This is a genomic window from Kangiella spongicola (assembly GCF_003194565.2).
In the GTDB taxonomy this organism is placed as follows: domain Bacteria; phylum Pseudomonadota; class Gammaproteobacteria; order Enterobacterales; family Kangiellaceae; genus Kangiella; species Kangiella spongicola.
Map to the genome: position 1 here is coordinate 636713 of NZ_QICH01000002.1, position 24281 is coordinate 660993.

24 protein-coding genes are annotated in these 24281 nt (G+C 44.9%); all 24 read right to left on the reverse strand.

Translation table 11 applies throughout. The features are described 5' to 3' along the window. Positions 1-5: 5 nt before the first annotated feature. Positions 6-545: a 50S ribosomal protein L5 gene (rplE, locus tag DL796_RS08680; RefSeq protein WP_110201298.1), complete on the reverse strand. Its 540-nt coding sequence runs from the start codon at positions 543-545 to the stop codon at positions 6-8. A gap of 24 nt (positions 546-569) precedes the next feature. Further along, on the reverse strand, positions 570-887 hold the full coding sequence (gene rplX / locus DL796_RS08685; RefSeq protein WP_110201299.1) for a 50S ribosomal protein L24: 318 nt from the start codon (positions 885-887) through the stop codon (positions 570-572). 14 nt (positions 888-901) lie between these two features. After that, complete coding sequence (gene rplN / locus DL796_RS08690; RefSeq protein ID WP_110201300.1) at positions 902-1270, reverse strand: 50S ribosomal protein L14; 369 nt, start codon at positions 1268-1270, stop codon at positions 902-904. A 110-nt stretch (positions 1271-1380) separates the two neighbouring features. Beyond that, on the reverse strand, positions 1381-1638 hold the full coding sequence (gene rpsQ / locus DL796_RS08695; protein WP_110201301.1) for a 30S ribosomal protein S17: 258 nt from the start codon (positions 1636-1638) through the stop codon (positions 1381-1383). After that, complete coding sequence (rpmC, locus tag DL796_RS08700; protein ID WP_110201302.1) at positions 1638-1829, reverse strand: 50S ribosomal protein L29; 192 nt, start codon at positions 1827-1829, stop codon at positions 1638-1640. Before rpmC ends, rpsQ begins: the two co-directional genes overlap by 1 nt. Then, positions 1829-2236, reverse strand: coding sequence for a 50S ribosomal protein L16 (gene rplP, locus DL796_RS08705; RefSeq protein WP_110201303.1), 408 nt, complete (start codon positions 2234-2236; stop codon positions 1829-1831). Before rplP ends, rpmC begins: the two co-directional genes overlap by 1 nt. A gap of 11 nt (positions 2237-2247) precedes the next feature. Next, the gene (gene rpsC / locus DL796_RS08710) at positions 2248-2949 is read right to left on the reverse strand and encodes a 30S ribosomal protein S3 (RefSeq protein WP_110201304.1); all 702 of its coding nucleotides are present in this window, start codon (positions 2947-2949) and stop codon (positions 2248-2250) included. 9 nt (positions 2950-2958) lie between these two features. Beyond that, the gene (rplV, locus tag DL796_RS08715; RefSeq protein ID WP_110201305.1) at positions 2959-3291 is read right to left on the reverse strand and encodes a 50S ribosomal protein L22; all 333 of its coding nucleotides are present in this window, start codon (positions 3289-3291) and stop codon (positions 2959-2961) included. Positions 3292-3306: 15 nt separating this feature from the next. Beyond that, on the reverse strand, positions 3307-3585 hold the full coding sequence (rpsS, locus tag DL796_RS08720) for a 30S ribosomal protein S19 (RefSeq protein WP_046561879.1): 279 nt from the start codon (positions 3583-3585) through the stop codon (positions 3307-3309). 11 nt (positions 3586-3596) lie between these two features. Continuing rightward, positions 3597-4424 (reverse strand): 50S ribosomal protein L2, encoded by an 828-nt coding sequence (gene rplB / locus DL796_RS08725; RefSeq protein ID WP_110201306.1) that lies wholly within the window; start codon positions 4422-4424, stop codon positions 3597-3599. A 15-nt stretch (positions 4425-4439) separates the two neighbouring features. Then, entirely contained in the window at positions 4440-4736 is a 297-nt protein-coding gene (gene rplW, locus DL796_RS08730; RefSeq protein ID WP_110201307.1) for a 50S ribosomal protein L23, read from the reverse strand. Further along, entirely contained in the window at positions 4733-5335 is a 603-nt protein-coding gene (gene rplD / locus DL796_RS08735) for a 50S ribosomal protein L4 (RefSeq protein WP_110201308.1), read from the reverse strand. The genes rplW and rplD overlap by 4 nt, the downstream gene beginning before the upstream one ends. A gap of 17 nt (positions 5336-5352) precedes the next feature. After that, complete coding sequence (gene rplC, locus DL796_RS08740) at positions 5353-5985, reverse strand: 50S ribosomal protein L3 (RefSeq protein ID WP_110201309.1); 633 nt, start codon at positions 5983-5985, stop codon at positions 5353-5355. A gap of 49 nt (positions 5986-6034) precedes the next feature. Continuing rightward, positions 6035-6346 (reverse strand): 30S ribosomal protein S10, encoded by a 312-nt coding sequence (gene rpsJ / locus DL796_RS08745; RefSeq protein WP_046561884.1) that lies wholly within the window; start codon positions 6344-6346, stop codon positions 6035-6037. A gap of 289 nt (positions 6347-6635) precedes the next feature. Further along, positions 6636-6923: a GNAT family N-acetyltransferase gene (locus tag DL796_RS08750; protein WP_110201310.1), complete on the reverse strand. Its 288-nt coding sequence runs from the start codon at positions 6921-6923 to the stop codon at positions 6636-6638. Positions 6924-7040: 117 nt separating this feature from the next. Continuing rightward, positions 7041-7571, reverse strand: a complete 531-nt coding sequence (gene msrA, locus DL796_RS08755; RefSeq protein ID WP_110201311.1) for a peptide-methionine (S)-S-oxide reductase MsrA — start codon at positions 7569-7571, stop codon at positions 7041-7043. 162 nt (positions 7572-7733) lie between these two features. After that, entirely contained in the window at positions 7734-9071 is a 1338-nt protein-coding gene (locus DL796_RS08760) for a DUF1501 domain-containing protein (protein ID WP_170114239.1), read from the reverse strand. A 10-nt stretch (positions 9072-9081) separates the two neighbouring features. Continuing rightward, positions 9082-10764, reverse strand: coding sequence for a DUF1800 domain-containing protein (locus DL796_RS08765; RefSeq protein ID WP_170114240.1), 1683 nt, complete (start codon positions 10762-10764; stop codon positions 9082-9084). Positions 10765-11167: 403 nt separating this feature from the next. After that, entirely contained in the window at positions 11168-12358 is a 1191-nt protein-coding gene (gene tuf, locus DL796_RS08770) for an elongation factor Tu (RefSeq protein ID WP_110201314.1), read from the reverse strand. Between the two features lie 41 nt (positions 12359-12399). Further along, positions 12400-14499 carry an elongation factor G gene (gene fusA, locus DL796_RS08775; RefSeq protein WP_110201315.1) on the reverse strand — a complete coding sequence of 700 codons (2100 nt, stop codon included), beginning with the start codon at positions 14497-14499 and terminating at the stop codon, positions 12400-12402. Between the two features lie 16 nt (positions 14500-14515). Next, entirely contained in the window at positions 14516-14989 is a 474-nt protein-coding gene (gene rpsG, locus DL796_RS08780) for a 30S ribosomal protein S7 (protein ID WP_110201316.1), read from the reverse strand. A gap of 237 nt (positions 14990-15226) precedes the next feature. Continuing rightward, positions 15227-15601, reverse strand: a complete 375-nt coding sequence (gene rpsL / locus DL796_RS08785) for a 30S ribosomal protein S12 (RefSeq protein WP_110201317.1) — start codon at positions 15599-15601, stop codon at positions 15227-15229. A gap of 155 nt (positions 15602-15756) precedes the next feature. Further along, on the reverse strand, positions 15757-19983 hold the full coding sequence (gene rpoC / locus DL796_RS08790; protein WP_110201318.1) for a DNA-directed RNA polymerase subunit beta': 4227 nt from the start codon (positions 19981-19983) through the stop codon (positions 15757-15759). Positions 19984-20078: 95 nt separating this feature from the next. After that, complete coding sequence (gene rpoB / locus DL796_RS08795; protein WP_110201319.1) at positions 20079-24146, reverse strand: DNA-directed RNA polymerase subunit beta; 4068 nt, start codon at positions 24144-24146, stop codon at positions 20079-20081. Between the last annotated feature and the right edge of the window lie 135 nt (positions 24147-24281).

Below are 24281 nucleotides of genomic sequence, written 5' to 3' on the forward strand. Positions count from 1 at the left end.
GCCTCTTATGATTTCAATGGGAAGTTAAACGCACTTAGCAATGCGCGCCCTTCTTCATTGGTGTTTGCCGTAGTCGTAATAGTAATATCCATACCACGAACCTTATCGACCTTGTCATAATCAATTTCTGGGAAAATGATTTGCTCTTTGATACCTACAGAGTAGTTACCATGGCCGTCGAAAGATTTAGGGTTCAAACCACGGAAGTCACGAATACGTGGCACCGCGATTGAGATAAATCTTTCTAAGAATTCCCACATACGCTCGCCACGAAGAGTCACTTTACAGCCAATTGGGTAGCCATCACGAATTTTAAAGCCAGCAACAGATTTGCGTGCTTTAGTGATGATAGGCTTTTGGCCTGAGATAGCAGTCATATCATTTACTGCGTGCTCAAGGATCTTCTTGTCCGCAAGAGCTTCACCCAGACCCATATTTAATGTGATCTTGGTAATGCGTGGGACTTGCATAACTGATTTGTACTCGAACTTATCTTTAAGTTCTTGTACAACAGTATCTTTGTAAAAGTTGTGCAGTTTCGCCATCATTTATTACCTAAATGTTAACTATTAAATCGCTTCGCCAGTTTTCTTGAAGAAGCGCGTTTTCTTTCCGTCTTCAACTTTGATGCCAACACGGTCAGCTTTGCCAGTTGAAGGGTTGTAAATTGCTACATTTGAAGCGTCTAACGCTGCTTCTTTCTCGATAATTCCACCTTCATTGATAGAACCGTCAGGATTTTGGCTAGGCTTAGTGTGCTTCTTAATAATGTTTACGCCACTCACAATCACGCGACCATTAGGAAGAACGCGGTCAACATTACCACGTTTACCTTTGTCTTTTCCCGCGATTACGATGACTTCGTCGCCGCTCTTAATCTTTTGCATGATTCTCGTCTCTCTTAAAGTACTTCAGGTGCCAAAGACACGATCTTCATGAACTTGTCGCCACGTAATTCACGTGTTACAGGTCCAAAGATACGAGTACCAATCGGCTGTTGGTTACTGTTCAAGATAACTGCAGCATTGCCATCGAACTTAATTAAAGAGCCGTCTGGACGACGAACACCTTTACGAGTACGAACAACAACTGCGTTTAGAACGTCACCTTTCTTTACTTTACCGCGTGGGATCGCTTCTTTTACGCTTACTTTGATGACATCACCAATATTGGCGTAACGACGATGCGAACCACCCAGTACCTTAATACACATTACACGACGTGCGCCTGAGTTATCCGCTACGTCTAGTACTGATTGCATCTGGATCATGGTTTTCTCCGCTTAATCCCGCGCTAAAAGGCGCAGGAGTATACCATTAAATTAGTAAAAATCCTAACCCCGAGGCGAAATTAATCACATCAGGGTTAAATATGGTTCAATTAGCGAGCTTGCTCTACTATCTCAACTAGCTTAAAAGACTTAGTTTTTGATAGAGGACGACACTCAGCAATTTTAACCACATCACCCAATTTGCACTCATTAGCTTCGTCATGAGCGTGAATCTTAGATGAACGCTTGATGAACTTACCGTATAACGGGTGCTTCACTTGACGCTCTACTAAAACAGTAATGGACTTGTCCATTTTGTCACTTATGACTTTGCCCTGTAATGTGCGTTGAATAGTATCAGTGCTCATTATGAACCTGCCTTTTGGTTGATAATGGTTTTAACACGAGCGATATCACGACGTACTTCACGCAACTTGTGTGTTTCTGTCACTTGGCCCGTAGCCTTTTCCATACGTAACTTGAATTGATCTTGAAGCAATTCAGTTAAGGTTACGTTGAGCTCTTCAACGCTCTTATCTTTCAATTCTGTCGCTTTCATTAGATCACCGTCCGCTTAACAAAGGTAGTTTTGAAAGGAAGTTTAGCTGCTGCTAAAGCAAATGCTTCACGCGCTAACTCTTCAGAGATACCTTCTACTTCATATAACATGCGGCCTGGCTGAATCTGTGCAACCCAATATTCCACACTACCTTTACCTTTACCCATACGAACTTCTAAAGGCTTTTTAGTGATTGGCTTGTCTGGGAATACACGAATGTAAACTTTACCAGCACGCTTCATGTGACGAGTCATCGCACGACGAGCCGCCTCAATTTGGCGAGCTGTCATACGGCCACGACCCGTAGCTTTTAAACCGAACTCACCAAAGCTTACGTTATGAGCTTGAGAGCCACGGTTACGCAGTTTATGCTGCTTACGATATTTCGTTCTTTTTGGCAATAACATAATACTTACCCCTACTTCTTAGCTTTAGGAGCAGGTTTTCTACGGCGAGGTTTTTTATCTTCTTTCGGCTCTTCAATTTCTTGGCCAGGAAGAACTTCACCTTTGAAAATCCATACTTTAATGCCGATGATACCGTAAGTAGTATTCGCTTCAGACGTTGCATAATCGATGTTTGCACGAAGCGTATGCAAAGGTACACGACCTTCACGGTACCACTCAGTACGAGCAATCTCAGCACCACCTAAACGACCACTTACTTCGATCTTGATACCTTGAGCACCAAGACGCATAGCATTTTGAACGGCACGCTTCATCGCACGACGGAACATCACACGACGCTCTAATTGTTGTGCAACATTGTCGCCAACTAGCTGAGCATCAAGCTCAGGTTTGCGAACTTGCTCAACAGATACTTGTGCAGAAACACCAGCCATCTGAGCAATCTTGCCACGCAACTTCTCAATATCTTCACCTTTCTTACCGATAACGATACCAGGACGCGCAGTGTGAATAGTCACACGAATCGCTTTCGCTGGACGCTCGATCTCGATGCGAGATACTGAAGCATGCTTCAATTCTTTTAACAACCAGTTACGGATGTTGATATCACTTTCCAAGTTATCCGCAAAATCGCCGCGCTCAGCATACCAAGTTGCAGTATGCTTTTTTACGATACCTAAGCGGATACCGGTAGGATGAACTTTTTGACCCATTACCTTCTCCTAGTTATCCGATACTTTAACGGTGACGTGGCTAGTACGCTTTAAGATGCGGTCGCCACGACCTTTCGCGCGCGGACGCATACGCTTAGCTGTTGCCGCTTCGTCAACGAAGATAGTCGAAACTTTCAACTCGTCGATGTCAGCGCCTTCATTATGCTCAGCGTTAGCAATCGCAGACTCAAGAACTTTCTTGATTAGACGAGCCGCTTTCTTCGGGCTGAATTCAAGAATGTTCAACGCTTTTTCTACTGGTAAGCCACGAACTTGATCGGCAACAAGACGCATTTTCTGTGCCGAGATGGCGGCATTACGCAATTTAGCTGCTACTTCCATCTTCCACTCCTCGCCTTATCGCTTCTTGGCTTTCTTATCAACATCATGACCATGGTAGGTACGAGTTAATACAAACTCACCTAACTTGTGGCCAACCATGTCTTCAGAAACGAAGACTGGTACGTGTTGACGACCATTGTGAACGGCAATCGTCAGACCAACCATTTCCGGGAAAACAGTTGAACGACGAGACCATGTTTTAATTGGTTTCTTAGAACCAGAGGCCGCAGCTTCTTCAACCTTCTTCAATAAGTGAAGGTCAATGAAAGGGCCTTTCTTTAACGAACGTGCCACTGTGCTATCCTCTATCGTTTATTACGGCGACGGACAATTAAACTGTCTGTGCGCTTGTTGCTACGAGTTTTCTTACCTTTAGTAGGCGTACCCCATGGAGACACAGGATGACGACCACCAGAAGTACGTCCTTCACCACCACCGTGTGGGTGATCAACTGGGTTCATAGCGACACCACGAACTGTCGGGCGAACACCACGCCAGCGCTGAGCACCAGCTTTACCCAAACTACGTAGCATGTGCTCTGAATTGCCTACCTGACCGATAGTTGCGCGACCTTCAGACAACACTTTACGTGTTTCGCCTGAACGTAAACGCAAGGTCACGTATTTGCCTTCACGTGCAACGATCTGAGCATAAGCACCCGCACTACGAGCTATTTGCGCACCCTTACCAGGCTTCAGTTCGATGTTGTGAACTGTACTACCTACTGGGATGTTACGCATTGGCAAAGCGTTACCGACACGAATCGGAGCGCGCTCGCCAGAAACGATAGTATCACCAGCATTTAGGTTACGTGGAGCAATGATGTAACGACGCTCACCGTCTGCGTAGCAGATTAGCGCGATGTGTGCGCTACGGTTTGGATCGTACTCAAGACGCTCTACTGTGCCAGTAATATTATCTTTGTTACGTTTGAAGTCGATTAGACGATAGTGTTGTTTATGACCACCACCAACGTGACGAGTCGTGATACGACCATCGTTGTTACGACCACCATTTCTAGATTTCTTCTCTAATAAAGGTGCATGAGGTTTACCCTTATGCAAGTCAGGATTGACCACTTTAACTACAAAGCGGCGTCCTGGAGAAGTTGGTTTAGCTTTTACAATTGCCATTACTAATCTCCTTCGTTACTCGCCGCCAACGAAGTCAAGGTCTTGACCTGGCTTCAATGAGACGTAAGCTTTTTTCCAGTTTGGACGACGGCCTTCTTGTAGACCAAAACGCTTACGTTTACCTTTCATGTTCAAAGTACGAACGTTTTGAACTTCGACTTCAAACAAAGTTTCTACAGCTTTTTTGATTTCACGCTTATTCGCGTCTTTAGCTACTTTGAAAACGAACTGGTTGTCGTTTTCAGCTAAAATCGTCGCTTTCTCAGAAACGTGAGGCGCTAGAAGAACTTTTAAGATACGCTCTTGGTTCATCCCAACATCTCCTCTACTTTCTTAACAGCCGCGACAGTCATTACAACCTTGTCGAAGCCGATTAGGCTAACAGGGTCGATTGCTTGAACGTCACGAACGTCAACTTTGTGTAGGTTACGAGAGGCTAAGAATAAGTTCTCGTCAACTTCTTCAGTCACGATCAACGCTTCTTTAGCATCGAGGTCTTTTAACTTGCTTACTAGCTCTTTAGTTTTCGGAGCTGAAACAGCAAATTCTTCTACTACAATCAAACGATCTTGACGAACCAATTCACTAAGAATGCTTTGGATCGCACCGCGGTACATTTTGCGGTTTACTTTTTGAGTGTAGTCTTGTGGTTGCGCAGCGAAAGTTACACCACCTTTACGCCATAATGGGCTACGGATAGTACCAGCACGGGCACGACCTGTACCTTTTTGACGCCAAGGTTTCTTACCACCACCGCTAACAGCGCTACGGTTCTTTTGTGCGCGAGTACCGGCACGAGCAGCAGCCATATATGCAACTACTACTTGGTGAACTAATGACTCGTTAAATTCACGGCCAAAAGCTACCTCAGAAACCTTTATTGCGCCGCCAGATGTCAAACTAAGTTCCATAGTCAACTCCTCTTGGCCTAGGCTTTCTCAGCAGGATGAATAATTACATCGCCGCCGGTAGCGCCTGGGACGGCACCTTTGATTAACAATAAATTGCGCTCAGCATCAACACGTACAACTTCTAGAGTTTGCACAGTTACACGCTCAGCACCCATGTGGCCAGACATTTTCTTGCCCTTAAATACGCGACCTGGAGTTTGGTTTTGACCAATAGAACCAGGAGCACGGTGCGCTAGTGAGTTACCGTGAGTCGTATCTTGACCACGGAAGTTCCAACGCTTAATTACGCCAGCGTAACCTTTACCTTTAGAAGTACCAGTTACGTCAACTTTTTGACCTTCTTCGAAAACTTCAACTTTGACTTCACCGCCAACTTCGAAACCTTCTAAAGAGTCCACACGGAACTCCCACAAACCACGACCAGCTTCTACGTTAGCCTTCTTAAAATGTCCAGCTTCTGCTTTACTGATACGGTTTGCCTTACGGCTTCCTGTAGTCACTTGAACCGCTTCATAACCGTCAACATCAGCTGTCTTAAGCTGAGTGATGCGATTTGGGTCGGCTTCTACTACGGTAACCGGGATAGACACGCCGTCTTCAGTGAAGACACGAGTCATTCCTCGTTTTATACCTACTATTCCGATAGCCATGTTTTAAACCTCAACCGAAATGGTTATAACCTTGCCGCTGATGTCTGTCTTATGTAAGACTAATTTGAACATCAACACCAGCTGCCAAATCCAACTTCATCAAAGCATCAACTGTTTTTTCTGTTGGCTCGATGATGTCCACTAAACGCTTGTGCGTACGAATTTCATACTGATCACGCGCATCTTTATTCACGTGTGGTGAAGTCAAGATGGTGAAGCGTTCTTTACGCGTCGGTAAAGGGATAGGACCTTTTACCTGAGCACCAGTACGCTTAGCGGTGTTTACGATCTCTGAAGTTGAAATATCTATCAACTTGTGATCAAACGCTTTCAATCTGATTCGAATACGTTGCTTTGCCATTGCAAAGAACTCCACTATATTAATTAAAAGAACATAAAAAACCGCTCCACCCTACTACTGCGAGGGGTGCGGTTACCAAACTTGTTTCAGACTCAAATCGAGCCTGTTGTTAGCAAAATCAATCACTTACTTTACAATAAAGTCTGAAATTGCTTCGCAAGAACAACCCTAATAGTGGCAGTTACGCCTACAAAGGGACGCGAATTATATGGGATCAGGAATTGGATTGCAAGGAACAACGCCAATTAATTTAAGGCTTTCAAGCGTTGTTCTTAGTGCTTTGGCCTAGTTAGCTTTGCTCGGCTTTAAGGTGCGCCCAATCTCTGTGGGTATCCATAAAGTGTTTGATGTATGGGCACACTGGAACCACTTTAAAGCGCTCTTGCTCAATAGCTCTTAATACGGCTTCAACCATACTAGCACCGAGGCCTTTACCGCGAAGCGCTTCTGGCACCTCTGCATGCTCTAAATGTAACGTGGTTCCTTCTTGTTTATAGCGGACCTCGCCGTTATAACCACCATCTAACACCACAGTGAACTTCTTTTCCATTGGGTGATGGATTGCCTGATATGTCATTACTGCCCCCTTGTGTGACTCCAGCTTACTTGCTCTGCGCCGCTGGCCTTTACCCTAGCTACCACAGAGCACTATCCTATTGATAGTTATATCATAAAACTACGATTAACTTCGCCTCTAGGCAGATTTAAGCTTATCGGCATGTTGCTGGCGTAGTTTACTTAGCTTAGGGTTAATCACTGCCATACAATAGGGTTGCATACTGTTATTGGCATAAAAATCTTGGTGCTCAGTCTCCGCTGGGTAAAACCTCTGCTCAGTTAATAGTTGCGTCACAATGGGTTTGTTAAACAAAGGGCTCATCTCTTTGATCACCTCTTCGGCTACTTGGCGTTGCTCCTCACTGTGCAGCATAATGACCGAGCGATACTGAGTACCAATGTCAGCTCCTTGACCATCCTCCTGAGTCGGATCATGCGACGTCAGAAATACCTCTACTAAGTCACGATAGCTAATCTTTTGTGGATCAAAGGTTACCTGCACTACTTCAGCATGCCCGGTCGTACCCGAGCACACTTGGCGGTAGGTCGGCGCTTCAGTGTCGCCACCGGCATAACCTGAAACCACGGACTCGACACCTTTTAGTTGTTGCATGACCGCCTCTACACACCAAAAACAGCCACCACCAAACGTCGCTTTCGTTTCCATTTCGCTCCTTATCACGGTAATTCTCTACACGCGCCTATACTTGTTACAGTACCAACTTTGTTGTCTAAAAAGCAATGTTAGCGATGCGCTATGCCACAAGTTTACTGGAATAAAAAAGCCCCTAGTGGGTCTTTAAACCATTCTAGTCGAAAGAAGTGCTATCTATAGCATGAAATCCACAGCATTAGGGTCAAAGGCCGCTAAGTTCGGCATAACACCATTTAGTTCATTGTCAGTTAAACCGAACCAACGCAACGGGCTCACCATGTACTGCTCAACGGAAGTCGTTGGAATAATACGTCCATCGTCATTAGCGTCGTCTGGCCCTGCAATCTCAAGACTCGGTATCTGTCCATAAATATCGCCACCACGAACAGCGCCCCCCATAACCAGCTGATGGTTGCCCCAAGCATGATCGGTACCATCGCCATTACTGGTTAAAGTACGGCCAAACTCTGAGCTAGTAAAACTGGTCACGCTCTGCTCTACGCCAAGCTCAGCGGTAACGTCGTAGAAGTACTTCATGCTTTGGCTCAACTCGGTGAATAATGCTTGCTGGCGGCTAATGTGATTATCATGGGTGTCATAGCCTCCCATACCGACGTAAAAGACTTGACGCTCCATACCGAGCTCTGCCCGAATGGCAATCATCTTCGCCACCATTTCCAGCTTGGTGGCTAGGCTTCCTTCAGGTTTCAGCGTAGTAAAATCTGGAACTGTATCAATCTGTGAGCCCACTCTTTCCACTAATTCCATGGTCCGAGACTGTAGCCCCTTGAATTCGTCGATAAAAGGATCTTGGTAGTTATTGTCCAATAGCGCTTTAAAAGCCGCTCTACGATCTTGAGTCCAGTTTTTATCTGGCGCCACGTAACTGTATTGATCAAAGCCATTTCGACCTATCGCTAGGTCTAGGTTAAGTTGGCTGCTTAACCAGTTAGTTCGACCATCGATAGAAATGCCGGTTAGTAGTGGATCTTGATTATTCGGCACCGCCAAGTCCATTACTCGCCCACCAAGCCCTGTCTTTTGTGCTTGTGGATCCACATAGCGCCATTGATCTTGTTGATCATTGTGCGAAAAGAGCTGATCTGGCAAAGACTTACTGCGCTCTAAATATTGCTGCCGTGTGATTGGCTCGACCAAATTACCAACATTAGCCATAACTCCGAGTTTGCCACTATTGAACAAGCTTTGTAGTTCAGCTAACTGGGGATGAAAACCAAAGCTACTGTTGCCATACGACAGTGGCGACACGGGCAATAAATCCGCTTTTGCAATTGCCATGTTTTGGCGCGAGGCAGTATACTCGTCATAATCAAAGTTGCTGGTGGGCACGATCATGTTGAAGCCATCGTTTCCACCCAACAAAAAGATGCATACCAAGGCTTTATAGTCACCCGTTGGGATGCTCAACGCCTTAGCCGTTTGTCCAAAGCTCATCAAGCCTGAAGTTGCCACTGCGGCCGAGCCAAGTTTTATAAAATCTCGTCTTTTCATGTTTAGGCTCCTAGCGCTGAACCGCGAATTCAGGTGATGTAATGACCAGAGAAATAGCTTCTGTCGCTTTTCTTTCAGGATTGTCCGCATCGATTGTCGTCAAATAATCCCTCAAAACCGTTTTCATATGATCACTCATGGTTCCTGCCAGTAATAAAATATTGAGATGCTCGATGAGCTCATCGTCGCTGGCGCTCACCAAGTCGCGCTCGACACTGTAATCGACAATAATATCCTTGGCTTCCGGCGAAGGACGTTCGAAACTGTTCATACTTACCGAGCGCCAATGCAGATGGTTTGTCATTTTCGCCATAGTGCCTTCGGTATGAATCTCAAACTCTGGCGCCACAATATCGGCGTCCTTTAAAGCGCCTGCGGGTTGATATGATGGCGAAAAAAAGTTGAACACGCTAGGTGACTTAAGTGGCCCTTGCGCAAAGTCATTATCTACCCAACGAAACTCATAGGTTCCATTGCCAGATGTCGCATCAAACGCACGCCAAAAAGCACTTAGCCTTAAGATAGGTTCCTTCAGCTTACCGAATGGCTTGCCATGACTAACTACTCCCGATATCGCTTCTTCGTCTAACAGGATCGCTTTGATTACAGCCTTCATATCACCACGAACACCACTACCATTGTCATTAAAGCGAGTTGCCACACGTTCGACGTATTCTGGTGAAGGATTACTGGTTACGAGCTTTTGAATCAGCTGCTTGGCTACGAATGGGCCGACGCTTGGGTGATTAAAAATATGATCGAGCGCTTGCGCTAGATCTTGCTCAGGGGTTTGTCCGGCAGGAATAATCCCCCCATTAATAATACGCTTTTCGCCCTCGGCATGAAATTCTGGAAAAACCTTCATCGGACTGATGAGATCACGGTTTTCACCCCACCACCAAAAACGCTCTGCATTTTGCCAAGTCCAGCCAGTGAAAACATGGGCCAAGCCTTCGATATCGGCCTGGTCATAAGTCGGGATAGTATTTCCTTGTGCATCAAGCTTTGGTGAACCGTCTAAATTCAACTCAACCAAACCGACTGTAAACAGCTGCATCAACTCACGCGCATAATTTTCGTCAGGTCGTATATTGCGCTCCAGATCAGGCTTTCGGTTTCGCAACATACTCAAATACTCCCCCATCACAGGGTTGAGCGTCACATCCTGCATCAAGTCGCGGTAATTGCCGAAGCTGTGCTGCAAAAGAATATCATAATAGTTAGATAGCGACTGATTGCCCTCGATGCCGCCAGAACTAACGCCATACTGGCTAACCACCCAAATTTCACTCAGTGCAAAAGCAACGCGTTGCCGCAACTGATCATCAGCCTGCAAAGAGCGATGCCACCAAGCATCCACATACAGACTCCAAGTGCTCTCAGGATCGTAAGTAAACTGATTGTAGTAATCGGTATGCTTGGTGATTGGCAGTGTCATTTGCCAATCTATCCAGCCCTCAAAGCCGCGCTCTACTACATCATTAATCGATTCGGTAGTCGCACCAAAGGTGGTTTGCTGCAAGAATCTCGAAGCTTTCCCAGAAGTTGGTGGATCTACATGTGCCGGTGGATCTTCACCAGTGTCTGGCGATGCGGGATCATCTTCCTCCTCCGAGCCACCACTACAGGCCGCTACAAGTAAAAGTAAGAAGGTGTATAACAAGCCACGGTATATTAGTTTTGTTATCTGCATAAAAGAGAACACGCTCAAGATGTAAAGCATTATCCTACAAATAACAAGGTGTAAAATCTTTCGACACTATCACACAGAGTTATGACTTATGTCTCAAAATCCACATAATAAAAAAGCCTCCAATGAAGCGATATTTTAGGTCTAATAGCCTAATTCTTTTTCTAATAGTAGGTGCCTAATTACAAATTAAATACTTCTTAAATTGAATAGCCAGCATCATTTACAACTTTACCGATTAGAAAGAAAAAGGGCACCGAAGTGCCCTTGATCGCCACGGTCAGATGTGTTCCTACAAATTTCTGACATTTCCACCAATCCATGGTGGTCAGTAGCGAGAAAGCAGAAAATGCACGGATGCAATTTTCTGCTAAGCTTATTGCTTATGTCGTACTAAAGTCTACGATTACTCGTGGATTTTAGATACAACACCCGCACCTACTGTACGGCCACCTTCACGAATCGCGAAGCGTAAACCTTCGTCCATCGCAATCGGTGCAATCAATGTAACGTCCATTTTGATGTTATCGCCTGGCATTACCATCTCTACGCCTTCTGGTAGCTCACAAGCACCAGTTACGTCAGTTGTACGGAAGTAGAACTGTGGGCGGTAGCCTTTGAAGAATGGCGTGTGACGACCACCTTCATCTTTAGACAATACATAAACTTCTGCTTCGAAACGTGTGTGCGGGTTGATAGTACCAACGTGCGCCAATACTTGACCACGCTCTACTTCGTCACGCTTAGTACCACGCAGTAGTACACCTACGTTATCGCCAGCTTCACCTTGGTCTAGAAGCTTACGGAACATCTCTACGCCAGTTACTGTCGTCTTAACCGTGTCTTTGATACCTACGATTTCGATTTCTTCACCAACTTTTACAACACCGCTCTCTACACGACCGGTTACAACCGTACCACGACCTGAAATCGAGAATACGTCTTCAATCGGTAACAAGAATGGCTTGTCTACTGCACGCTGTGGCTCTGGGATGTATGTATCTAGAGCTTCGCCTAAAGCAACAATCGCTTCTTGACCTAATGGGCCTTCGTCGCCTTCCAACGCTTTCAACGCTGAACCACGGATGATTGGCGTGTCGTCACCTGGGAATTCGTATTGGTCTAGAAGTTCACGAACTTCCATCTCTACTAACTCTAGTAACTCTTCGTCGTCGACCATGTCGCATTTGTTCAAGAATACGATGATCTTAGGTACACCTACCTGACGTGATAACAAGATGTGCTCACGCGTTTGTGGCATTGGGCCGTCTGCAGCTGAACATACTAAGATAGCGCCGTCCATCTGTGCAGCACCAGTGATCATGTTTTTAACATAGTCAGCGTGGCCTGGGCAGTCTACGTGTGCGTAGTGACGTGCTGGAGTTTCGTACTCAACGTGTGAAGTCGCGATTGTAATACCACGCTCACGCTCTTCTGGAGCATTATCGATATCAGCGAAAGCCTGAGCTGAGCCGCCGTATACTTTTGCTAATACTGTACAGATCGCCGCAGTTAACGTCGTTTTACCATGGTCAACGTGACCAATCGTACCAACGTTTACGTGTGGCTTATTACGTTCAAATTTCTCTTTAGCCATTTTTCAATTCCTCTAATTCTCTGGAACTATAAATTTAAAAGTTAAGAATTCTTGCTAATTACTTCTTCAGCAATGTTCATTGGAGCTTCTGCGTAATGCGCGAACTCCATCGTAAAGCTTGCGCGGCCTTGTGACAAACTACGTACGTCTGTCGCATAACCAAACATTTCTGATAACGGTACTTCAGCGTCAATTACCTTACCAGTAGAGTTTTCACCCATACCTTTTACAAGTCCACGACGACGGTTAAGGTCACCCATAACGTCACCCATGTACTCTTCAGGAGTAACAACTTCTACTTTCATCATTGGCTCAAGTAACGCAGGGTTAGCTGTAGCAGCTGCATTTTTAACCGCCATACTACCTGCGATCTTAAACGCCATCTCGTTCGAGTCAACATCGTGGTAAGAACCATCATAAAGCGTAGCTTTAACGTCTAACACTGGGAAACCAGCGATAATACCGTTTTCAAGCTGCTCTTCGATACCCTTCTGTACAGCACCGATGTACTCTTTCGGTACCACACCACCAACGATCTCGTTTACGAACACAAAACCAGTACCTGGCTCTTGTGGCTCAAGTTTGACCCAAACGTGACCATACTGACCGCGACCACCTGATTGACGTACGAATTTACCTTCGACTTCAACAGTGTTACGGATAGACTCACGGTAAGCTACCTGAGGCGCACCAATGTTTGCTTCAACTTTGAACTCACGCTTCATACGGTCGACAAGAATGTCCAAGTGTAGCTCACCCATACCAGAAATAATGGTTTGGCCTGACTCTTCGTCAGTTTGTACACGGAATGATGGATCTTCTTGTGCCAACTTACCTAAAGCAATACCCATTTTTTCTTGGTCAGCTTTAGTTTTTGGCTCAACAGCAACCGAGATTACTGGCTCAGGGAACTCCATACGCTCTAGGATAATTTTGCTATCTAGGGCACATAAAGTATCACCTGTTGTTACGTCTTTAAGACCAACACCAGCTGCGATATCGCCTGCGCGAACTTCTTTAATCTCTTCACGGCTATTAGCGTGCATCTGTACGATACGGCCAATACGCTCTTTTTTGTCTTTAACCGAGTTATAAACGCTGTCACCAGAGTTAATAACACCTGAGTAAACACGGAAGAATGTCAATGTACCCACAAATGGGTCAGTCGCGATTTTGAACGCTAATGCAGCAAATGGTGCGTTATCGTCAGCTTCACGAGTTTCGATTTCTTCACTATCAAGATCAACAGTACCTTGGATAGCTTTTACTTCAGTTGGCGAAGGCATGTAGTCGATAGTCGCATCAAGAACGGCTTGAACACCTTTGTTCTTAAATGCAGAACCACCAAATACAGGGATGATTTCGTTTGCTAATGTACGCGTACGAATACCTTGCTTGATTTCTTCTTCAGTAAGCTCGCCACCTTCAAGGTATTTTTCCATCATTTCTTCTGAAGCTTCAGCAGCAGTCTCTACCATGAACTCGCGCATTTCTTGGCAAGTTTCAACTAGATCAGCTGGGATATCTTCATAAGTGAATGATGTACCCATGTCTTCTTCGTTCCAGATGATTGCTTTCATCTTAACTAAGTCAACAACACCTTTGAATTCGTCTTCTGAACCAATAGTCATTTGCATTGGAACAGCAGTAGCGTTCAAACGCTCACGTAATTGCTTAACTACGTTCATGTAGTCAGCACCAGTACGGTCCATTTTGTTTACGAAAACCATACGAGGAACTTCGTACTTATCAGCTTGACGCCATACTGTTTCAGTTTGTGGCTGTACACCTGACGAACCACAAAGAACAACTACAGCACCATCAAGTACACGCAAAGAACGCTCAACTTCAATTGTGAAGTCAACGTGTCCAGGAGTATCAATAATGTTGATGCGGTGATCTTCAAACTGGTGGTCCATACCTTTCCAGAAAGTCGTTACAGCAGCAGAAGTAATGGTAATACCACGTTCCTGCTCTTGTTCCATCCAGTCTGTAGTCGATGCACCATCATGAGTCTCACCCATTTTATGGTTAACACCGGTATAGAATAAGATTCGCTCGGTTGTAGTCGTTTTACCGGCATCAACGTGCGCACAGATACCAATATTACGGTATCGATTTAGGGGCGTTTTTCGAGCCATAAATTAACTCCTTGGATTACCAACGGAAATGCGAGAAAGCTTTGTTAGCTTCAGCCATACGGTGAACATCTTCACGCTTTCTAACTGCTGAACCACGGCTTTCAATTGCATCTAGAACTTCACCAGCTAAGCGCTCACGCATAGATTTTTCACTACGGTTACGAGCAGCATCTGTCAACCAACGCATAGCTAGCGCAGTTTGACGAGCAGGACGAACTTCAACTGGTACTTGGTAGGTAGAACCACCAACACGGCGAGACTTAACTTCCACCATTGGGCGGATATTTTCTAAGCCTTTTTCAAACATTTCTAGCGGCTCTTCGCCTGATTTCTTTTCAGAAATGATATCTAGCGCACCATAAACGATTTTTTCTGCTACTGACTTTTTACCGTCAAGCATTAAAACGTTGATGAACTTCGCTAACAATTCACTACCGAACTTAGGATCAGGAAGGACTTCGCGTTTCGCGACAACACGTCTTCTTGGCATGTTAAATTTTCCTCATGCATGTGTAACTTCAGGACAATCCAGAATAAGCTGTTACGGTACTTATCTGGCCTTACTCACATAGTGAAATAGCTGATCGAATGATCAGCTACTAGACTACTCTCTAATTGTATGGCTTAAACATGTCATTAATGTTAAAGCCTATAGTCAGGGCTAACTGACTTTTAATTTACTAATGCCAAGCCGCTAAACAAGGTTTAACTAGCTCAACAAAAGAAATTAACCTTTAGGTTTCTTAGCACCGTACTTAGAACGACCTTGCTTACGGTCTTTAACGCCGGCTAAATCTAAGCTACCGCGAACACAGTGATAACGTACACCTGGCAAATCCTTTACACGACCGCCACGGATTAGAACAACACTGTGCTCCTGAAGGTTGTGACCTTCACCACCGATATATGAAGAAACTTCATAACCGTTGGTTAAACGAACACGAGCAACTTTACGAAGTGCTGAGTTCGGCTTTTTAGGTGTTGTTGTGTAAACACGAGTACATACACCACGTTTTTGAGGACAAGCTTCCAAAGCTGGAACGTTTGTCTTAGTAACCTGCTTTACGCGAGGTTTTCTTACAAGCTGATTAATAGTAGCCATTAATTCAATTCTCTATATCTGGTTCACGCTTTATACAGCGCGCCTTTATACGGGCGTCCTTACGGACGAAGTACCTATGGGCGCGCTATTCTAAAGAGGTCCTAATGGGTTGTCAAGCCTGCTCAATGTTTAACCATCAAGCAGACACAAGCACTTTAAGCCTCGCTATCTTCCATTGAGCTAAGTTCGTCCGATAGAGCTTGCTCAACGTCATCTGCTGAAGGGCCTACAACATCTTCAATTTGTAGGTCTGCAGCACGTTTGCGGCGACGATTTTCATGGTAAGTCAGACCAGTACCGGCTGGAATTAGACGTCCCACGATTACGTTTTCTTTCAATCCATTCAATTCGTCCATCTTACCGCTAACAGCCGCTTCGGTAAGAACACGAGTCGTTTCCTGGAATGATGCCGCCGAGATAAACGACTCAGTTGCAAGAGAAGCTTTAGTAATACCCATCAAGACTCTTTCGAATTTGATAGTTTCTTTACCTTCTTCACGCAGTTTGTCGTTTGCTTCAAGCACTCTGATGACTTCCATTTGATCACCTTTTAGGAAGCGAGAGTCACCTGGATCCGTAATAATACACTTACGCAACATTTGGCGAATAACAACTTCAATGTGCTTATCGTTAATGCCTACACCTTGTAGTCGATAAACTTCTTGAACTTCATTCACGATGTAACGCGCAAGCTCTGTAATTCCTTTAAGGCGTAAAATATCGTGTGGGTTATCTGCACCGTCAGATACAACCTCACCCTTTTCAACTTTCTCACCTTCGAAGATGTTCAGCTGACGCCATTTTGGAATTAATTCTTCATAAGTTTCATCGCTATCGTGAGGAGTAATCACTAAACGACGCTTACCTTTTGTTTCTTTACCAAAGCTCACAGTACCTGAGATTTCAGCAAGAATTGCCGATTCTTTGGGTTTACGAGCTTCGAACAGGTCGGCTACTCGAGGTAGACCACCCGTAATATCTTTTGTCTTCGAACTTTCTTGAGGAATACGTGCAATCGCATCACCAATACTTACTTCTGCACCATCTTCAAGACTGACAATCGCGTTAGTCGGTAGGAAGTAAACCGCTGGCATATCCGTACCTGGGATACACAACTCTTTACCTTTCTTATCCAACAACTTAATTGCAGGCTTAACGTCAGTAGATTTGCTACCAGTACGTTGCTTATTCTCAGTAATTACAATCGAGCTTAAGCCTGTTAACTCATCCGTTTGACGCTCAATGTTGACACCTTCAACCATGTCAACAAACTGAATCTGACCGTCTAGCTCGGTGATAATCGGGTGAGTGTGTGGATCCCAGTTAGCAACAATGTCGCCACCTTTAGCCTCTTCACCTTCTTGCTTCGCTAAAACAGTACCGTATGGAAGTTTATAGCGCTCACGTTCACGACCAAACTCGTCGACAACGTTAAGCTCTGATGAACGAGATACGATAACTTGCTTGCCATCTTTACGCTCAACAGTTTTAGCATTCTTAAGACGTAATGTACCGTCGTTTTTAATCTGTACGTTGTTGTCCGCAGACGCTCTCGAAGCAGCACCACCAATGTGGAAGGTACGCATCGTAAGCTGTGTACCTGGCTCACCAATCGATTGAGCAGCAATTACACCAACAGACTCACCGTGGTTAATGATGTGACCACGAGCCAAGTCACGACCATAACAAGCGGCACAAACACCAGTACGAGTTTCACAGGTAATTACAGAGCGTACTTTAACTTCGTCAACCGAGTTTTGCTCTAGAATTTCTACCCACTTCTCGTCCAATAAAGTTCCAGCTTCAGCTAAAACTTCATCCGAGCCTGGTACATAAACGTGATCAGCAACTACACGTCCTAATACACGTTCACGTAATGGTTCTACAACGTCACCACCTTCAATTAACGGCGTCATGAACAGACCATTTTCAGTGCCACAGTCATCAGTTGTAATAACCATGTCTTGTGCAACGTCAACTAAACGTCGAGTTAAGTAACCCGAGTTCGCTGTTTTCAATGCTGTATCGGCCAAACCTTTACGTGCACCGTGCGTCGAAATAAAGTACTGAGTTACATCTAGACCTTCACGGAAGTTAGCCGTAATCGGCATCTCAATAATCGAGCCATCTGGTTTCGCCATCAGGCCACGCATACCAGCTAGCTGACGAATCTGGGCAGCACTACCACGTGCGCCTGAGTCCGCCATCATAAAGATTGAGTTGAACGATGGCTGAATCACTTTCTCGCCGTCTTTAGTTTCAACTTCATCATTACCGATGTGGTCCATCATCGCTTTCGCGACTTTTTCGTTAGTGTGCGACCAAATATCAACAACTTTGTTATAACGCTCACCCTGAGTTACAAGACCTGAGTTAAACTGGTCTTGAATCTCTGCAACTTCTGCTTCTGCTGCTTCAATGATGCCGGCTTTCACATCTGGAATCGCCATATCTTCGATACCTACAGAAGTACCTGAGCGAGTCGCATAAGAGAAGCCTGTGTACATCAATTGGTCAGCGAAAATAACAGTCGCTTTTAGACCGCGTTCGCGGTAACAGGTGTTAACCAAACGAGAAATGGCTTTCTTCGTCATAGGTTGGTTCACAAGGTCAAAACTAATACCTTCTGGCACGATACCCCACAACAGAGAGCGACCAACAGTTGTTTCAACTAGGTCCAATGATTCAGTACGCTTTTCGTTCTCATCGAAGTCAACCATTGGTAGGCGTACTTTAACTTTAGCGTGTAGATCTACAGCACCGTTAGCGTATGCACGCTGTACTTCGTCTGCATCAACGAAGACCATGCCTTCACCTTTAGCATTAACACGATCACGTGTTAAGTAGTACAAACCAAGTACAACGTCCTGTGTCGGAACGATAATTGGTTCACCGTTTGCTGGCGAAAGAATGTTATTTGTCGACATCATTAGCGCGCGCGACTCTAATTGAGCTTCGAGCGTTAATGGAACGTGAACCGCCATTTGGTCACCATCAAAGTCGGCGTTGTATGCTGTACAAACTAACGGGTGAAGCTGAATCGCTTTACCTTCAATCAGTACAGGTTCAAATGCCTGAATACCAAGACGGTGAAGTGTTGGTGCACGGTTTAGAAGAACTGGGTGTTCGCGAATCACTTCTTCTAAAATGTCCCAAACGATAGGCTCTTCACGCTCAACCATTTTCTTAGCAGCTTTAATCGTTGTCGCTAGACCGCGTAGTTCAAGCTTGCTGTAGATAAATGGTTTGAACAGCTCCAATGCCATCTTCTTCGGAAGACCACACTGGTGTAATTTCAAGGTTGGACCTACTACGATCACCGAACGACCAGAGTAGTCAACACGCTTACCTAGTAGGTTCTGACGGAAACGACCTTGCTTACCTTTGATCATGTCTGCCAAAGATTTCAATGGACGTTTGTTCGAACCAGTAATAGCTCGACCACGACGACCGTTATCAAGTAGCGCATCGACAGACTCCTGCAACATACGCTTTTCGTTGCGTACGATGATATCAGGAGCGTTTAAGTCTAATAGACGCTTCAAACGGTTGTTACGGTTGATCACTCGACGGTATAAGTCGTTCAAATCAGATGTTGCGAAACGGCCACCATCTAGTGGTACCAATGGACGCAAATCTGGTGGTAGAACCGGTAATACTTTCATGATCATCCACTGAGGATCGTTACCCGACTCAATGAATGCTTCTAACAATTTCAAGCGCTTGCTTAATTTCTTAAGCTTAGTCTCTGAATTGGTTGAAGGAATTTCTTCTTCACGAATACGCTGCGCTTCTTCTTTAAGATCGATATGATCAAGAAGATCACTGACCGCTTCCGCACCCATCTTAGCCTCGAAGTCATCACCAAACTCTTCTAACGCGTCAAGATAGCCTTCTTCGCTTAATAGCTGGCCAGTCTCAAGGGTTGTCATGCCTGGGTCAGTAACAACGAACGCTTCAAAGTACAGTACGCGCTCAATATCACGAAGCGTCATATCCATCAACATACCAATACGGCTTGGTAGTGATTTCAAGAACCAAATATGTGCCACTGGACACGCTAGGTCGATGTGACCCATACGCTCACGACGAACTTTAGTTAATGTTACTTCAACACCACACTTCTCACAGATAATACCGCGGTGCTTTAGACGCTTATATTTACCACATAAACATTCGTAGTCTTTTACTGGGCCAAAGATCTTGGCACAGAACAAACCGTCACGTTCCGGTTTAAAGGTACGATAGTTAATGGTCTCTGGCTTTTTCACTTCACCGTAAGACCACGAGCGGATTTGATCCGGTGACGCTAACCCAATACGGATAGCATCAAACTCTTCGGATTGACTCTGCTGCTTAACTAAATTTAATAAGTCTTTCACAATCGTTCTCCTGCTGGAGTTAAAACCTTTGTCCTAAATACCTCGGAGTTTTAATATCACTCCGAGGCGATGGAGTATATCTTTAGGCCTATGCCTTACTCGTCATGCTCGAGTTCAATATTGATAGCAAGAGACTTAATCTCTTTGGTCAATACGTTGAACGATTCTGGCATGCCTGGCTCCATATGATGATTACCATCAACGATATTTTTGTACATACGTGTACGACCGTTAACGTCATCAGACTTAACCGTAAGCATTTCTTGAAGCGTGTAAGCTGCGCCGTAAGCTTCAAGTGCCCATACTTCCATCTCACCAAAACGCTGACCACCGAACTGAGCTTTACCGCCCAATGGTTGCTGCGTAACAAGACTGTACGAACCGGTAGAACGGGCGTGCATTTTGTCATCAACTAAGTGGTTAAGTTTCAGCATGTACATGTAACCGACAGTCACTGGACGCTCAAATTTATCACCAGTACGGCCGTCGTATAACCAAGTTTGACCCGACTTCGGTAGCTCAGCTAATTCAAACATTGCATGAATGTCTTTCTCACCAGCACCATCGAATACAGGAGTCGCCATTGGTACACCGGCACGTAAGTTGTTGGCCATGCTCATCACTTCTTCATCAGTGAATTCTGACAGGTCAACTTTCTTGTCGTCACGGTGGTTATAAACCTTGTTTAAGAACGACTTAACAGTTTTTGGTGCTTTACCAGTGTCTAAAAGCTCACCGATTTTTTCACCAACGCCTTTCGCTGCCCAACCAAGGTGAGTCTCAAGAACCTGACCGATGTTCATTCGCGATGGTACACCCAGTGGGTTCAACACGATATCAACTGGCACACCCTTGTCATCGTATGGCATGTCTTCAACCGGAACGATGTTTGAGATAACACCCTTGTTACCGTGACGACCAGCCATCTTATCACCAGGCTGAATGCGACGTTTAACAGCAAGATACACCTTAACGATTTTTTGAACGCCAGGTTGCAAATCATCACCTTGGGTGATTTTGATTTTCTGAATCTCGAACTGTTTGTCGTATTCTTTACGCTGCTCTGCAAGATAGTTAGCAAGGTTTTCAAGCGCTTGCTGCTTTTCTTCTACGCGTAATTGAATGTCTAAGTACTGTTTTGGCTCTAATTCGTCCAAGTAATCAGCAGTAATTTTGCTACCTTTCTTAAGACGGTTAGGACCTTTTTCAGCAACACACCCCATAACTAGGTTACGTGCACGCTGATAGATGCTTTCCGCCAAAATACGGAACTCATCGTTGATGTCTTTCTTGGCCGCAGCAACTTCGCTATTTTCAATTTCTTTAGCACGAGCATCTTTCTCAACACCGTCGCGAGTAAAGACTTGAACGTCGATTACTGTACCGTGTGTAGAAGTACCAACGCGTAAAGAAGTATCTTTAACGTCTGAAGCTTTCTCACCAAAAATTGCTCTCAGAAGTTTTTCTTCTGGAGTTAATTGAGTTTCACCTTTAGGAGTTACTTTACCCACTAAGATGTCACCAGGCTTAACCTCGGCACCGATATAAACAATACCTGACTCATCAAGCTTGCTTAGTGCGCTCTCACCAACGTTAGGGATATCTGAAGTGATTTCCTCAGGGCCTAACTTAGTATCACGAGAGATACAGGTTAATTCCTGAATATGGATGCTGGTGAAACGATCTTCCTGAACAACGTTTTCAGAAATTAGGATCGAATCCTCAAAGTTGTAACCATTCCAAGGCATGAATGCGACACGCATGTTTTGACCAAGCGCTAACTCACCTAAGTCAGTCGATGGGCCATCTGCTAGAACGTCACCGCGCTCGACGATATCGCCTTGCTTAACGATTGGACGCTGGTTAATACAAGTGTTCTGGTTAGAACGCGTGTACTTAGTAAAGTTGTAGATATCAACACCAGAGTCGTTATCGCCGACTTCATCTTCGTGCGCACGAATAACCACACGGCTGGCGTCGACCTGATCAACGATACCACCACGCTTAGCTGCCACAACAACACCAGAATCCACCGCTACAGCACGCTCCATACCAGTACCTACTAACGGCTTTTCAGCACGTAAAGTTGGAACTGCTTGACGTTGCATGTTTGAGCCCATCAATGCACGGTTCGCATCATCGTGCTCAAGGAATGGAATCATACTTGCCGCAACCGATACAATCTGCTGTGGCGAAACGTCCATATATTCAACTTGATCAGGAGTCGCTAACATGAACTCGCCTTGGTTACGAGATGGTACTAATTCATCGCTGAATTTACCGTCTTTATCCAAGTTGGCGTTAGCCTGTGCAATGATGTACTTACCTTCGTCAATCGCCGACAAGTAATCAACGATATCCGTTGGCTTACCGTCTTTAACACGGCGATATGGGGTTTCCAGGAAACCGTAATCGTTGGTACGTGCATAACATGCTAGAGAGTTGATCAAACCAATGTTTGGACCCTCTGGAGTTTCAATCGGACAAACACGACCATAGTGAGTTGGGTGTACGTCTCGAACCTCAAAGCCCGCACGCTCACGAGTCAAACCACCAGGACCTAATGCAGAAACACGACGCTTGTGCGTAATCTCTGACAATGGGTTGTTTTGATCCATAAATTGCGACAGCTGGCTCGAGCCGAAGAATTCCTTAACAGCAGCCGAAACAGGCTTAGCGTTAATTAAATCTTGTGGCATCAAGTTTTCGCTTTCTGCTTGTGACAAACGCTCTTTAACAGCGCGCTCAACACGGACCAAACCAACGCGGAATTGGTTTTCAGCCATTTCACCAACACAACGGATACGACGGTTACCCAAGTGGTCGATATCATCAACAGTACCGTTACCGTTACGAATATCGATTAGGGTTTTCATCACATCTATGATGTCTTGGTTAGATAACGTACCTTCACCTTCAATCTCTTCGCGGCCAACACGGCGGTTGAACTTCATACGACCTACGCGAGATAAGTCATAACGCTCTTGGTTGAAGAATAGGTTTTCAAATAGACCTTCAGCAGCTTCTTGCGTTGGTGGTTCACCAGGACGCATCATGCGATAGATTTCAACTTTCGCTTCAAGTGCTGATTTGGTTGAGTCGATACGCAACGTATCCGACATGTATGGACCATGATCAAGATCATTGGTATACAGTGTAGGTACGTCTGTAACGTTTGCATCGATTAATGCTTCTAGTAACTCTTCAGTAATTTCAGAGTTAGCTTCAGCGATGACTTCACCAGAATCTTTATCGATGATATCTGTGGCTAAAGCGCGACCATAGATGTACTCAGTAGGTACGTCTAATTTTTTCACGCCAGCTTTTTCAAGTTGAGAGATATGACGTGGCGTAATGCGACGACCTTCTTCAACAATGACTTTGCCTTTAGCTTTAATGTCAAAAGTAGCAGTTTCACCACGTAAACGAGTTGGCACTAATTCTAACTGAATGCCACCCTCTTTAGTGATGTAGAAGTTATTACGCTCGAAGAACATGTCCAGCATATCTTGCGTTGAATACTCAAGAGCACGCAAAATAATTGACGCTGGTAATTTACGGCGACGGTCGATTCGCACGTATAGCATATCTTTTGGATCGAACTCGAAGTCCAACCAAGAACCACGGTAAGGAATTACACGAGCTTGGTAAAGTAGTTTACCGGAGCTGTGTGTTTTGCCTCGATCTGAGTCGAAGAAAACACCTGGACTACGGTGTAACTGAGAAACAATAACACGTTCTGTACCATTGATGACGAAAGTACCATTTTCAGTCATTAACGGTAACTCACCCATGAACACTTCTTGCTCACGGATGTCTTTAACTTTTTTCGTTTTAGAATCTTTATCGTAGATTACTAATCGGATTTTTACGCGCAATGGCGCAGAATAAGTAATGCCACGGATCTGACATTCCTTAACATTGAATACTGGCTCACCCATTGAGTAGCTTACGTACTCAAGAGCTGCATTACCTGAATAGCTTTCAATAGGGAAGATTGATTTGAACGCTGAGTCCAAACCTGAATCGTTATCGCCTTTTGGCTCAAGGAATTCACGGTATGAATCCAATTGAATTGCCAACAGATAAGGCACATCGAGAATATTTGAACGTCGACCAAAATCCTTGCGGATTCGTTTTTTCTCAGTGTAAGAATATGCCATTTGGGTTCCTCGGCTCGCTAACTTTAACTCGTTTAGTTTGTCTGCAAAGAGTGAATCTCTTGCGACAAATGTGACTTACGTCACGTACCGTTTTTTAACGGCAAAAAGGCCGGTGACATTGTCACCAGCCATTTT